This is a genomic window from Novosphingobium taihuense (genome assembly GCF_007830315.1).
Classification (GTDB): Bacteria; Pseudomonadota; Alphaproteobacteria; order Sphingomonadales; family Sphingomonadaceae; genus Novosphingobium; species Novosphingobium taihuense.
The window spans coordinates 440,515-454,295 of the sequence record NZ_VLKJ01000002.1 but is presented as its reverse complement, the minus strand read 5'-3'; the positions used below and the strand labels follow the sequence as shown (position 1 = coordinate 454,295).

Genomic DNA, 13,781 nt, shown 5'->3' with positions numbered 1-13,781 from the left:
CGTGAAGCTGCCGCCACCAGAATCGTTCGTTCTAGAGCCAGAATATGATTTCGTGATTGTCGGCAGTGGCGGTGGCTCCATGGTCGCAGCGATCCTTGCCCAACTTGCCGGTCTTAAGCCCGTCATACTTGAAAAGCGGGATAAATTCGGTGGCTCGACCGGCTTCTCAGGAGGCGTCTGGTGGGTTCCGAACAACCACATCATCAAGCGGTTCGGCGTGCAGGACACGCGGGAGCTGGCAGAGCGCTACATGGATGCAACGGTCGACTTCGTTGGCAAGGGAACGACGCCGCAACGCAGAAAGGCGTTCCTCGACGAGGCACCGGAAATGATCCGATTCCTCGAAGAACAGGGTATGCAGTTCGAATACCCAGATGGCTGGTCGGACTACTATGATGATCGCGATGGTGGGCAACCGCGTGGCCGGTCCTTGACAGCGGTCCCTTACGACATTCGCAAGCTTGGTCCGTGGGAGGAAAAACTTTCCCGCTATATGGGTTTCAACGGAATTCCCTTCCCGTCGCTACCGCTGATCCGGATGCTCATGTTCAAGAAGACCTGGGAGGCCAAGGGAATCATGGCCCGGCTGGCGCTGGCAATTGCCAAGAACAAGCTGCTGGGACGACGGGTTCACGCGCACGGCAGCGCGATCCAAGGTCGCATGCTGGAAATGACTCTCAAGCGCGGCATTCCCCTTTTTGGCGGGTTTGCAACCGACCGTCTCGTCGAAGAAAACGGGCAAGTGGTTGCTGTTGAAGGTATCTATAACGGCGCGCGGACCACGGTCCGCAGCCGTTTCGGAATATTGATGAACGTTGGCGGGTTTTCGCGCAACGATGCGATGCGCCAGAAGTACCAGCGTCATCCGATCAGCAATACATGGACCAATGCCAATCCTGGCGACACAGGAGAAATGATTGAGGAGATGATCCGCCTCGGCGCCGATACCGAAAACCTTGATATGGCCGTCTGGGTTCCGACGTCGCTCAATCCCGATGGATCGCTGCCTGCCGGCGCGATCGACAAGCAAGGCAACGAATACCCATTCATGCATGTCGGTGAGGTTGCGATTCCACACTACATGTGGGTCGACAAGACCGGGCGGCGCTTTGTGAACGAGGCCAGTTCATACATGGAACTGGGCGAAGCCATGTACAACAACCATGCCGTACCCGCGTTTGCTGTTTTCGACGACCGCGCCATGAAGAGCTATGCCTACGGAACGCTGATGCCCGGCACCAAACCGATCAAGAAATGGCTTGAATCAGGTTTCCTGATAATGGCCGACACGATCGATGAACTGGCGCGTAAGGCTGGGATTGATCCAGTCGGACTTGGAGCGCAGGTAGAACGCTACAACCGTTTTGCAGAGACCGGCATAGACGAGGAGTTTCACAAGGGCGAACGTCAATATGACCGCTTCCGCGGCGATCCCACGCACAAACCCAACCCTTGCGTCGGCTCAATCGCCAAGGGCCCTTTCTACGCAACGCGCATTTACCCGGGTGATGTGGGCACGTTCGGCGGTGTGGTCACTGATGAAAAGGCTCGGGTCCTTCGCGCGGATGGCTCGATCATCGATGGCCTTTACGCCACCGGAAACTGCACTTCCTCTGTAATGGGCCGATCTTATCCTGGACCTGGAGCAAGCATTTCGCCCGCTTTTACCTTTGGATACATCGCTGCAAAGGACGCTGTCGCAAAGGCTCATAACAGCGTGCCTTGAAGCGGCGGAAGGTGCCGACTTTATGGCCGAGCTCCTTGCGCCGCGCCTGCTGCCGCGCTCACACGGTACCAGGATCAGGCGTCGAAAAGTACCCTGAGCTCAAGCGGCGCGCGAGAATTGAAGCCGACGATCTGCGGTGGCGGGTAATCCGGATCGAGCCGCAAGTTGGGCAAGCGATCAAGCAGGGCATTAACAGCACGATCCATCTCGATACGGGCAAGGTGCTGCCCTATGCAAACATGCGGCCCAAGAGCGAAAGCAGAATGGCGTTTGCGTTCCCGGAAGATGTCGAACTTGTCCGGGTCAGGATAACGTGAGGGGTCACGGTTCAGGCTCGCCTGAACAATATCGACCTTGGAACCGGCGGGAATGGTGACCCCCATCAGTTCCACGTCGGAAAGTGTCTGCCGGGTCATTGCGGTCAGTGGACCATCCCAGCGCAGTGCCTCGTCAATCGCCTGATCGATCAATGAGCGGTCAGCGCGAACCGCCTCCAGCTGATCCGGATTCGTAAGGAGCCCGACGAGCAGCGAACTTGTGCCGCGATAGGTCGTATCACCCGACGCATTGAGGAGCTGTCTCAGGAACGACACTGCGATATCGTCAGGTAGGCGTTCTCCGCCTACTTCGGCCTGCGCCAGCATAGTCACGATGTCGTCGGACTTGATCGAGCGCCTCTCGTGCAGAAGCGTCAGCAAGTAATCACCCATCTTGCGAGAGGCTTCGACGGCGTGTGGATAGTCGACAAGGATACACATCAGACCCACTGCCAACTTTTGGAACACCGCCCCTTCTTCAGGCGGAAGGCCTAGCTGTGCATAGACCACATCAAACGGATAGCGACTGGTGAAATCGCGTACCAGCTCAGCCTTGCCTGTGCCTGCGAAGCTATCGATGAGGCGATTGACCACTTCAGGGACGAGATGGGCACCCCATTTCAGCACCTGAGCCGGCATGAAGGCCTGCTGGAACAGCCGCCGATACCGAGTGTGTTCGGGCGCATCCATTCCATTGATCGATGCCCCGAAGGAATCGGTGTAGACGCGCATCATGATCTCGTTCGAGAAGGTCGGCGCTTTCAAGTAGGCCTTGGTTACCGCCTCCGCCCCGAACACCATATAGCTTGGCAGATCGGACCAGAGACTGAATTCCTCAAGGCCAAACGCTTCGCGCAGCGAGCCCACCTGAACCGGCCCGCGGGCGGCCAGTTCATGAAAGCGGGGCCATGGATCTTCGATCTCGAACAGACCGGCTGCTTGATCGAACGTCCTAGACGGATCGAAAGTAGGATCGTCAAAATCGGAAATGCGGAGAGCTTTACTCATGGAATTTCCCAGTGCGCCCTTGGAGGCTAGGGCTGCGCCATAGTCAGCACGGCCAGATCAGCGGTAGCTTGACAACCCCGTTGACAGCACCGCTGGCCGTGATCACCCGCTGGTCAGGATCAAGTCCGAAGGCCGGTACGCGGGCAATCCATTCTTCGAGCATTATGGCGATCTCGCTGCGCGCAAGTCCGGCACCTGGGCAATTGTGAACGCCTGTGCCGAATGTGCAATGCGTGCTACGCTTGCGATCAAAATCAACGGTGGCCGCGTTGCCCCAGCGCGCATCGTCGAGACCATGCAGGCAACTGGCGAGCACCAGCATGTCACCCGCCTTCATGCTGTAACCCTGGCGCTCGATATCCTGCACAATCCGGCGACCGGGATTGGCCACGGCAAACCGACGGAGCATTTCCTCGACTGCCAATGGAATGCGCTCGGGGCTTTCTACAAGCGTCCGGTAATGGTCCGGATGCGTTGCGAGGAAGTTCATGATGAAGCCCATCATGCTCGCAACGGTGTCGAGGCCGCCGAACATAACGTCCATGCATTCCCCTAGCACCTCAAGCTCGTTCATCGGGCGATCACCAACCTTGGCGTGAATGATTGCGCTGAGCAGATCTTTGCCTGGAGCGCTCCGCCGCTTCTCGATCCACTCACCCAGATAGGCTGCCATCCGCGACGTGTTGCTGGTGCGATCTTCCTCAGACTGGGGGCGAATGACCCTGTCCACAAGGTCAACCAGCCATTCGCGGTCCGAATCCGGCAGGTTCACCAGAGACAGGAAGATGCGCATTGGCACATGGCGCGCAAATTCGGTCATGAACTCGCAGGAGCCACGATGCAGGAAGCCATCAATGAGTTGGGCGCTCATCGCGCGAACCTGTACCATCAGCGAACGGACGGCCTTGGGACCCACAAAGGGCAACACGATCTTGCGGTAGTAATGATGCTCCGGCTCATCCGATTCAGCAGGGATGAGTTTCAGCGGGCTCTCGCTTGGCGGGATCGAGATGTCCTTGCACGAAACCCGGTCAAGATCAGGGTACAGCTCCCAAAGCAGGTCAGCCGACGTTACGATCCAGTGCCCCCCATTATGCGGGGTCCAGACGAAGCCGGGATTACCCGGAATATCAAGCGCCTTCCACGCCATGTGGGGATCGTGATCCCCGCCGGGCAGATCATAGATATCCGCGTCAACAACCAGTTCAGGCGGAACGTGTGCTGGCCGTTCGACGATGGTCTTCGCCATATTGAGCACGGTCAGTCCCCCTTGCCTTCCAGCAACGCGCGCTGGGCCGCCACGATCGGCTCGAACTCATCGAATACCTTCAGTGGGATATCATAGCGCGAGATGTCATCGATCTCGGCCATGTGCTCCTCGATGTCTTCGGGCATCGGAGGATTCATCGCATCACTTAGCCAGCCACGCGCGGCACCGATGAATATCCTGGAAAAGCGTCCAGCCGTGGCGCTGTAGTAGCCATGTGTAGTCTTTGAGCGTTCATTGACCAGCCACATCACCATCGGGGTGACGAACTCGTTCCGCATTTGCGGGGCAATAAGTTCCATGCCGGCTGGGACTGAAGCCATCAAGCCGTCCGGCCAGTCCATATCGGAATCGCCCTTGCCGAGACGGCCCGAACCCGTCGGCAGCAGCGCGTTCACGTTGATACCATGCGCCTGCCCTTCCAGCGACAAGGCATTGACCAAGCCGGCAAGGCCTAGCTTGGCGGCTGCATAGTTGGTCTGCCAAGGCATCCCGAAGAACGCCGAGGCAGACGACGTCAGCAAGATTCGACCATAACCGTTTTGCTTCATGGCAGCAAAAGCTGGTTGGCCGACATAGAAAGCAGCCAGCAAGTGCACATCCATGATCGAATGAATCTGCTCGTCAGTCAGGCTTTCAAAAGGCCCGTTGCGCAGGAAGCCCGCATTGTGGATCAGGATATCGACCCTGCCAAAGGCATCAAGCGCAGCTTGGACGATGGCCGCGCCGCCGGCACGCGTTGCGCAGCTTTCATGGCAGGCAACAGCCTTACCTCCAGCACTTTCGATCTCCCGCACGACGGCCTGGGCCGAACTCTCGCTCCCCTCGGCAGCCTGTCGGCCACGCGTGTCTACACCGAGATCATTTACGACCACGCTTGCGCCGCGCTTGGCTAGGTTTAGCGCGTAGTCCCGGCCCAGGCCGCTACCAGCCCCTGTCACGATGGCAACACGCCCATCGTATCGCAATTCTGCCCGGCTCATATTCTGCATCCTTCGTTACTCGTGGGCGCTTCCTGCCAGGAGAGCCTTGCGTCGCATCCCGCAACGCTTCGCTATGCGGAAACCGGGGAAGCTGGATTGAACTCGACGCGAAGACGTGTGAGTTTCAGACTCTTGATGCGCCACCCTTGCTCGGTCTTCTCGTAAGTCTCAGTGTAGTGCCCCATGCCATGCATGGACTGTCCTGGGCTATCGCTGCCTGGCCCCCAAAACAGTCTGTCTTCCATCGCCCAGATTCCTTTGGCCATTGTTGGCGAAAGGATTTCGATCTCAGGACAGTGGCCATGATGAATGGAAACGACATCGCTGGTCAGCGAGCCACGGGGAATGGCCACAGCTGCTTCGGCGCCGACAATCACACCGACATCGGGCATGTCAGCCGTGATGTCGAAGACGAGATCATCCGCAAAGACCGAGCGGTACCCTTCCCAGTCTTTTGTGTCGACACAGCGGAAGTACTTGGCCTTTAGCCGCTTGATATCTTCGATGGCGGCAAGCCGCTCGGTCTCTTCCATCCGACTATTCCTAGTTGATCGAGCGGCACTGCCCGCCGTCGACACGATAGTTGGCGCCTGTCATGTAGCTTGCTTGCGGGCTTGCCAGGAACGCGACCATCCGAGCAATATCGATAGGTCGCCCGAAGTGCTTTGTCGGCTGCGGAATGACTTCATGCGTGAATCGACGCTCGATCGTTGGCCAATCGAGTTCGGTCCAGCCGAGTTGCTTTGCCCATTCCACGAAGCCTGCCCGAACGCCCTCTGTCGCGATTGTACCGGGTGTCACAGAGTTGACCGTGATGCCCGTGCCTGAGAGAGACTTTGCTAGGCCGGAGGTCATATTGGTGATCGCCGCCTTGGCGGGCTGATAATCCGCCAGATCGGGCTCAGTCTGTGTTGCGGCCGCACTCGACATGTTGATGATCCGGCCCCAGCCGCGTTCAATCATTCCAGGGGCAAAAGCCTGAATCAATCGGACAGACGAACCTACGTTCTGCTCGTACGTCCACCGCCAGTCATCCCAAGGCGTATCAAGCCATGCACGGTTAAAGACCTCCGCCGTCGTGTCGGGACGGTGTGCTGCTGCCGAGCCGCCAGCATTGTTGACAAGAATGTCGATCCCACCAAACTCTTCCAGCACCTGCTTGGCTACGTCGGTGCAAACAGCCTCATTGCTAAGGTCTCCCAGGACGTAACTCGCCTGTCCGCCAGCATCGATGATGCTTTGCGCGACAGCTTTGGCCCTTTCAGCACCACGGCCATGGACCATGACCCTGGCACCTTCCGCCCCAAGGAGTTTCGCGGTCGCCGCACCGATACCAGAGCTACTCCCGGTAACCAGTGCGCGTTTGCCATTCAGTTCCAGATCCATTCGATCCTCCCACGGTGTCGATGCCATTGGTGCTTTTAAAAGTGCATTTCCTTAAGCGAGTTTTCGCACCTCTTGTCGGGGTGCTAATAGACAAACGCTCACGATACCAAGGGGCAATCACATGACCGGCCTGATCTGCATCGATCCGTTACACATGTGATATCCAGAAGACGGCAACGCGAGTGGCGCGACGGACCTTTGCAGCTTCGGTAACGTAATCGGGATTGCTTCATCCCAGGCCCACAGTGTGTCCATGCCCGGGTGACGGAAACGGCGAGGCATAATACGGGGAGAGTTCAGGATGATCGCAAAGAACGGAGAGTTGCAAGGCAAGGTCGCAATCATCACAGGCGCTGCCCAACCGGGAAACATTGGTTCAGCGACTGCGGAGATCATGGCACGCGAAGGTGCAACCGTCGTTCTCGCCGACGTCGCGGCTGACATGCTCGCGGAAACGACCCGTTCGCTGGCTGACATGGGCTATTCCGTCGCATCATGCGTGACCGATGTCTCCTGCGAGGATGCCATCAAGTCCCTGGTCGCATTCACCGTCGGCACGTACGGCCGTCTCGATATTATCGACAACAACGCGGCTCGGACTGCCGTTGGCGCCGATCTGCTTGTCACCGATATGGATGCAGGGCTTTGGGATCAGACATTTGCGGTCAACACCCGCGGAACGATGTTGATGTGCAAGCATGCAATTCCTGAAATGATCAAGGGCGGCGGCGGTTCGATAATCAACATCAGTTCAGGCACCGCCACCGGCGGAACATTCTTCACCACAGCCTATGCCGCATCGAAGAGCGCAGTGGAAACGCTCACGCGCTATATCGCAACGCAATACGGACCGCAGAAGATCCGCTGCAACGCTGTCTCTCCCGGCCCAATCCTGACGTCATCGCTGGAACGCGGTCTTCCGCATGACTTGCGAGAAATCTATCGTCGACACACTCTGCTTGGCGAGTTTGGCAAACCATCGGATATCGGCGAAGTGGTGGCCTTTCTGGCTTCCGATCGCGCAGCCTATGTGACTGGCCAGGTAATTCAGGTCGATGGGGGAAGTGCGTCCCATCTGTCATCATCTGTGGAACTCGCCGAAATGATGGCGAGCGGAAACGTGCCAACAGCCTGAATTCCGCATTCGGCACGGGTGCACGAATGGTGGCTCCCAGACAAAGATAAATGCGCTTTTCACCTGGCCCGTGCACGTACCCGCCATCTGCTGAATTGGTGGCGCAAGGCGATCCCGCTTTCATGCAAGACCATGAACGAAGGGGGCATGCGTTGCCGCATACCCCCTGTATGGCCCTTAATTGTGGGTCGAATCAGCCAGTGATGCCGCGCCGTCCCTTCGGCAAAAAGCGTCGACCGTTCGAGAACATGATCTGTTCGGTTTGTTCGTTGGTCAGTCCCTTGCACCCTTCCGCAATGAAGTCGCGCGGTCTGGCAACGCCTTCTGCATGGGGATAGTCCGAACCCATCAGAATGCACCCAGCGTCACCGCCGAGCTGGTCGACGATCCCCTTGATGTCATCTTCCGGGTAGGCGACGACGAAGCAATGGCGCTTGAAGATCGTCGACGGACGTTCCTTGAGCTGTCCCATCGGCCAGAAGCCACTGCGCGCCATGCCGCGCATCTTGTCCATCTTGTAAAGGAAGCGCGGCAGCCATTCGGCACCGTTCTCGACGCTGGCCATCTTCAGGTTCGGGAAGCGTTCGAAGAAGTTCCAGTAAACAAAGTTCGCCATGGTCATCATGACCGGGATCTCGCTGTAGGCGAACATCCATTGCCACGCCGTCTGTCCGGACTTGCGCGATTGCAGCGGGAGTTCGCCCCATTCACGAATGACCGGGTGCATGAAATTGGCCTCGGAAACGTGGAAGGTAATAGCGACCCCGGCGTCGTTGAGCACATTCCATAGCGGGTCGAAGCAGGGATCTGCTGGTGACTTGCCACTCACCGGCCCCATCGGCATGACAACAACTCGCAAGCCGTTCTCAATCAACCACTTGGCTTCCGCGACAGCCCAATCCAGGTCATGCAACGAGAGCACTGCCGTGGTGTAGATGCGGTCCTGGGCGTTGAGTCCCCATTCCTTGACGAGATATTCGTTCCAGGCGTGGAAGAGAGCATTGGCGCCTTCAGCGCCCATTTCCTCCGCCTTGAGCAGAATCTGGCCGAATGCCGAGACAAACTCGCCGACGAACATGATCGAACCGTCGACCTCGAATTCGTCCAACTTTGCGAGACGCGGACCAAGTTCGTACATGTCAGGTGTGGTAACGTGCGAGGCAGCGACAGCCTCCCCAGTTGAGATGGCGCGGAGCCACTCTTTGAGCTTGCCCGGCGGCGGGATCAGGCCGTCTTCCTGAAGATCAGCATTTTCGATCCGGGTTTCGCCGATGAACAGGCCAAAACGACCATCTGGGCCATGCTTACGCTGCGGCAGCCAATCCTTGTGAAACTTTTCGGGCAGGTAACGCTCGAAGAAGGAATAGTCCTTCTCCTGGATATGAGTGTCGCCGTCGAAGATCGGGCCTTCATACGTTGGGATACCATCATCGACCGACCTAAGGGCAGATTGCTTTCCAGCCACCAAAAAATCTCCTGTTTAACCTGAGAACAAGGACCGCCGGCTCCACCGTGCAAGTCGATTGATGCCCGCAGCATACGGCTGTTGAGAGCGAACAGCAATTAAAACCGAACAATCGTTCGGTTCATTACCGGAGTGATAAATCGATGAGAAGACGGTCGCGGCCAGCTTGATCTGGCGATTGTGCATGACCTCAAAGCGAAATCACTTTGAACGATAAGCATTGGGCACTGGCGTCGTTCAGGATGCGAACAACGTTTTATTTTCAATGCTTTACCTATGTTATGGTAACGATTTGGCTGGCACGGCTGCACGCAAACAAGGCAATGTGCCCGTCCGGATGACGTCGACCGATAGCTGAGTCCCCTGCAGTAGGAGACTTGCTGCCTGTGCAATTAGACGCCTCGCAGCAATCACATGGCAGATTTATCGCAGACAAAGAAGAGTCGGACAACGAACCACAGGCGCATCGGTGATTCCAATTCCTGAAGGCGTGCTTGAGTAAGTCGATTTGGGATCCGATAGGTCGGGGCATTCGCCCGCATCAGGAAGGGGCTATTTTGCCAACGACAATCGACTTTTCAGCGCCCCGATACGGTTCGATGCTGCCGTTTATTTGAGCGAATTAGCGAATCGGCAATCTCTTGAATGCCGAAATGCCTTTCAGAAATTCTTCTCTACACAGAGGCTTTGGATAGTTTGCTTCACACGTGCCGTCAGGGCATCACTTCAATTCGAGTGGGCGAGCACATGTTCGCCCACTCGGCCCTTCCCGCTCAGTTGCGTGATTGTCCCAAGACGTACCTCTCCAATGTCTTGTGGAAGTTGATCAGTTCCATTTCCTGGACCGGATTGGGCCGGGCATAGGCAAACTTGCTGGATTTCATCCCCGCCTGAACTTCGGTCAAATTGGCGATATCCTGATCCAGGATCAGGCAGACACTTTCCTTCGTCGGGTCGGTAATAACTCGCGTTTCAACCTTGGGCTCCTTGCCAGGGGCGTAGCGCTTGAGTGACCATATCTCGAACAAACATTTATCGGGATTATCGGGTTCCGACTTGTCAGGACGTGCGCGATACCACAATGCGCCGTCAAAATAGGGCAGCGTCACACAGTTCGGGAAGATGTGCCAGTCACTGCCAGCCTTGCCCAAGGCTTCGTAGGTCAGACCTTCGGGATAGTTCGTGCCGTCATCAATCGCAGCCTGGCGGCCCAGTTCGATAGCGGTCCCCATGGCCGTCATGGCATCAACGTCCGGCGGCAGGATATCCATGATCTTCTTCGCCGCGGCGAAGTCACGATCGGTCTGGATCGCGTTGAGATCTTCTTCGATCTGGCGAAAGAACTCTACCACGCCTTCCCGCGCATCGGGGTAAACGTTGCCGGCAAGGCGCGGTGAGCTGGTGCCAAGCGGCTGAACGTCCTTCCAGTAGCCGAAATGCGCATGTTTGCCGTGCGCATAGCTCTGCGTATAGTCATTGCCGGACACTGTGATCAGCTGAGGGTGCGTTGCGGCGACATGGTAGCCCTCCATGAACGCCTCAAGAGCAACCTTCCAATTCACCCCGAGGTGCAGCTCAACCTTCCAGCGGAAGCGCATTTCCTCCAGCTCGAACGGATCGAGGTACTCCGGCATGGTTTCAAGGTACTCTGCAAGGCTCTCACCTTCGGTATCCATGCAAATCCAGATGAAGCCGGCCCAAGTATCGACCCTTACCGGCCAGAGATCGAGCCGCTCGTCATCAAGCGCGCCGTCCCAGTCTTGCCGGTCAAGAACCTGCGTGTTCTTGCCATCGAGGTTGAAAGACCAGCCGTGATACCGGCAACGGAACTGGCTCGCTCGGCCGCAGCCCTCAGCCAATCTCCGGCCGCGATGCGGACAGACGTTGTGATAGGCTACCAGCCCATCCTTGCCCAGAGCCACCACTATCGACTCATTGGCGACGTTAAAGGTCAGGAAATCTCCGACCTCCTTGAGCTCTTCGACACGCCCGGCGACCAGCCAGACTTTGCCCCAAAGATGCTCGTTCTCCGCACGTGCGAACTCGCGCGAAAGATAGTTCTCCGTGCTGATTTTGTTGAGCGGAAGCGACTGCTTGGGGTTGGTAGCCATCATCATCTCCTCAATCCGCATCCATGGCCTCGACAAAGGTCAAACCTGCGGAATCTATCTATAGATCACTTCAAAAAGGCATATCGCTAGCCGGCGAGTGCCTCGAACCAGGTCTTCAGCCCTGCCACGCGGGCACGAGGAAGGTTGCTCCGTCGAGCGCTTCGGTGACGACGATCTGGCAACTGAGCCTGCTGCCTGCCTTGCGCAAGGCAAGGTCCTCAAGCAGGGCAACCTCGTCTCCAGTCGGCGGAGGTACGCGTTGGGCAGTCTCCTCTGGCAGATAACAATGGCATGTGAGGCAACTCATGCAGCCACCGCAATCACCTACGATCCCAGTCACGCCGGCAACACGTGCTGCACGCATCACTGTATCGCCGACGCGCGCCCTGACACGAACTTCAACGCCCTCGTTCTCGACAAAAATCAGATCCGGCAAGCACCACTCCCGTCAGTCGATGCCTAAATCAGCACGGATGGCGTCGGCGATCATCACCATTGTGTCCTCCTCAGGCGACATGGCAACCTGCATTCGGTTGTGTGCGATGGCAACCGCCAGCCCGGTTTCCTGATCGGCGAAGCCGATGCAATTGCCAGCACCGGGATGACATACAACGCGACGATGCTTGGCCGCCGCCGTTGAGAACGTTTTTCCGCCCAGCCAGAAGCCGGCAATGCTCAAAGGCACCGGGAAACCCATGATGACCGGATCTGGTTCGTTGCTGTTGGAACGCGGCGTGTTGAATGTGGCAACAAGGTCTGCAGGCAAGAGGCGGACCCCATCAAGCTCACCCCCCTCGGCGATCATTGACCAGAACCGCGCGCAACTCCGGGTCGTGAAGATTCCGCCCACCCCTGCAATGGGTGCGCGGCGAACCACTGGCTGCTCGAATACCTCGGGGATCAGATCTACCTGCGGTGGCATGGCCCGCAAGGATAGCGGCGACAGCATCTCGGGTGGCATCGCAGGCATCGCGTTCACGAGCTTGGCCACCCGGGGGAGTTGTTCATCGGGGAGACCGACCCAGACATCAGGTGCGTTCAACGGAAGCGCGATTTCTTCGCGAATGAATGTGCCAATGTCACGACCCTTGGGGTCGGTCCGGCGCACGATTTCGCCGACCAGCCAGCCAAACGTCAACGAGAGATAGAGAGTCTTTTCGCCCGGAGGAGCAAGCGGGGTCAATGCCGCAAGTTCGCGCGTCATCCAATCCCAATCAGCCATCAGTTCAGGCGTCACACCCTCCGGCATCTGGGGGATACCCGCCCGGTGAGTCAGCACATGGCGGATGGTCGTCGCCTCTTTCCCGTTGACACCAAATTCAGGCCAATAGTCCGCGATCGGGGCATCATAGTCGGCCAGACCGCGTGCGATCTGCATATGAAGCGCGGTGGCGGCAAACGGTTTCGTCACCGAAAACATGTTGAACAGCGTATCGCCATCGACCTTGCGGCCTGTGTCCTGATCGGCCAGTCCAGCCCATGCGTCGATCACCAGCTTGCCGCGGAGATAAGCTGTCACCTGAACGCCGATCTCCTGGCCTTCGGCAACCAGTCTGTGCAAAGTCTCTTCCACGTTTTGCGAACGCACGAGAGTTCCATTCGTAGCCATCTCAGCTCCTGCGATAAGGCCAGTCCCGCGGATGCACGGAAGGCAGATTTTGTATATCCGTCGCACAACGCCCGCTGGATTCCAACCAATGCGCTTTGCCCGGCCGCACTGACACTGCTTTGATCACATTGCGGATATTGCAGGCCAAAGAAGAACCATATCGCGCCACCGTCTATGCTTAAGCCCAACGCTTGTTACAGCAGGCACTCGGAATGCCAGATGTGGAGCGACCAATGACCGACGCTGCAGACCCGATCCTTCGTTCGCTCAAGGATCGGCAGGAAATCCTGGATTGCCTTCATCGTTATTGTCGCGGGGTTGACAGGTTCGATCGAGAGGCCGTTCGTTCCGCCTATCATGCGGATGCGATCGACGATCACGGTGAGTATGTCGGCGATGTCGAGGGTTTTATCGACTGGGCGTTCAACTATCACCAGCAACATCAGCTGCGCACGCTTCATTGCATACACAATCATCTATGCGAACTTGATGGCGATACCGCACATGCCGAAACGTACTTCACGTTCCACTCGGTTAACCGGGAAGCACCGCATCAGGCGATAACGTCAGGACGCTACATCGACCGGTTCGAGCGACGCGACGGACGCTGGGGCATAGTGCGCCGGATCTGCGTGATCAATTCCTTCGGCGCCAGTTTTGACCCTGAAGGCCAGGCTGGCGATGCAACCTTCCATCCCACATCGCGCGACACGTCCGATCCCGCCTATATGCGCCCGCTCGAGATCGATCCAGCGCGCTTGTCGAAGTAAGCTG

Annotated in this window: 12 protein-coding genes; 3 read left to right on the top strand and 9 right to left on the bottom strand. The window is 57.6% G+C overall.

All coding sequences use genetic code 11. The features are described from left to right. The first annotated feature begins 1 nt into the window (after position 1). Positions 2-1,726 (top strand): FAD-binding protein, encoded by a 1,725-nt coding sequence (locus IQ25_RS06970; RefSeq protein WP_258536972.1) that lies wholly within the window; start codon positions 2-4, stop codon positions 1,724-1,726. Between the two features lie 74 nt (positions 1,727-1,800). Here the strand turns inward: IQ25_RS06970 and IQ25_RS06965 are convergent, their stop codons facing one another. The 5 genes from IQ25_RS06965 to IQ25_RS06945 all read right to left on the bottom strand — a co-directional run bounded on the left by IQ25_RS06965 (position 1,801) and on the right by IQ25_RS06945 (position 6,687). Continuing rightward, positions 1,801-2,910: a cytochrome P450 gene (locus tag IQ25_RS06965; RefSeq protein ID WP_258536971.1), complete on the bottom strand. Its 1,110-nt coding sequence runs from the start codon at positions 2,908-2,910 to the stop codon at positions 1,801-1,803. 184 nt (positions 2,911-3,094) lie between these two features. After that, positions 3,095-4,300 (bottom strand): cytochrome P450, encoded by a 1,206-nt coding sequence (locus IQ25_RS06960; RefSeq protein WP_183661187.1) that lies wholly within the window; start codon positions 4,298-4,300, stop codon positions 3,095-3,097. Positions 4,301-4,311: 11 nt separating this feature from the next. Next, complete coding sequence (locus IQ25_RS06955; protein WP_220094530.1) at positions 4,312-5,301, bottom strand: SDR family NAD(P)-dependent oxidoreductase; 990 nt, start codon at positions 5,299-5,301, stop codon at positions 4,312-4,314. Between the two features lie 71 nt (positions 5,302-5,372). Further along, complete coding sequence (locus IQ25_RS06950) at positions 5,373-5,834, bottom strand: nuclear transport factor 2 family protein (protein WP_144904089.1); 462 nt, start codon at positions 5,832-5,834, stop codon at positions 5,373-5,375. 10 nt (positions 5,835-5,844) lie between these two features. Further along, positions 5,845-6,687 carry an SDR family NAD(P)-dependent oxidoreductase gene (locus IQ25_RS06945; protein WP_144904087.1) on the bottom strand — a complete coding sequence of 281 codons (843 nt, stop codon included), beginning with the start codon at positions 6,685-6,687 and terminating at the stop codon, positions 5,845-5,847. 301 nt (positions 6,688-6,988) lie between these two features. Between IQ25_RS06945 and IQ25_RS06940 the strand changes: the two genes are divergently transcribed. Next, entirely contained in the window at positions 6,989-7,822 is an 834-nt protein-coding gene (locus IQ25_RS06940) for an SDR family NAD(P)-dependent oxidoreductase (RefSeq protein WP_144904085.1), read from the top strand. A 193-nt stretch (positions 7,823-8,015) separates the two neighbouring features. Here the strand turns inward: IQ25_RS06940 and IQ25_RS06935 are convergent, their stop codons facing one another. The 4 genes from IQ25_RS06935 to IQ25_RS06920 form a co-directional block, all read right to left on the bottom strand. Beyond that, entirely contained in the window at positions 8,016-9,287 is a 1,272-nt protein-coding gene (locus IQ25_RS06935; protein WP_220094529.1) for an amidohydrolase family protein, read from the bottom strand. A 773-nt stretch (positions 9,288-10,060) separates the two neighbouring features. Then, complete coding sequence (locus IQ25_RS06930) at positions 10,061-11,398, bottom strand: aromatic ring-hydroxylating oxygenase subunit alpha (protein ID WP_220094528.1); 1,338 nt, start codon at positions 11,396-11,398, stop codon at positions 10,061-10,063. A 115-nt stretch (positions 11,399-11,513) separates the two neighbouring features. Beyond that, entirely contained in the window at positions 11,514-11,834 is a 321-nt protein-coding gene (locus IQ25_RS06925) for a 2Fe-2S iron-sulfur cluster-binding family protein (protein ID WP_144904083.1), read from the bottom strand. Positions 11,835-11,846: 12 nt separating this feature from the next. After that, on the bottom strand, positions 11,847-13,007 hold the full coding sequence (locus tag IQ25_RS06920; protein ID WP_144904081.1) for a serine hydrolase domain-containing protein: 1,161 nt from the start codon (positions 13,005-13,007) through the stop codon (positions 11,847-11,849). 233 nt (positions 13,008-13,240) lie between these two features. Here IQ25_RS06920 and IQ25_RS06915 point away from each other — a divergent pair, with 233 nt between their 5' ends. Beyond that, positions 13,241-13,777, top strand: coding sequence for a nuclear transport factor 2 family protein (locus IQ25_RS06915; protein WP_144904079.1), 537 nt, complete (start codon positions 13,241-13,243; stop codon positions 13,775-13,777). The last annotated feature ends 4 nt before the right edge of the window (positions 13,778-13,781 follow it).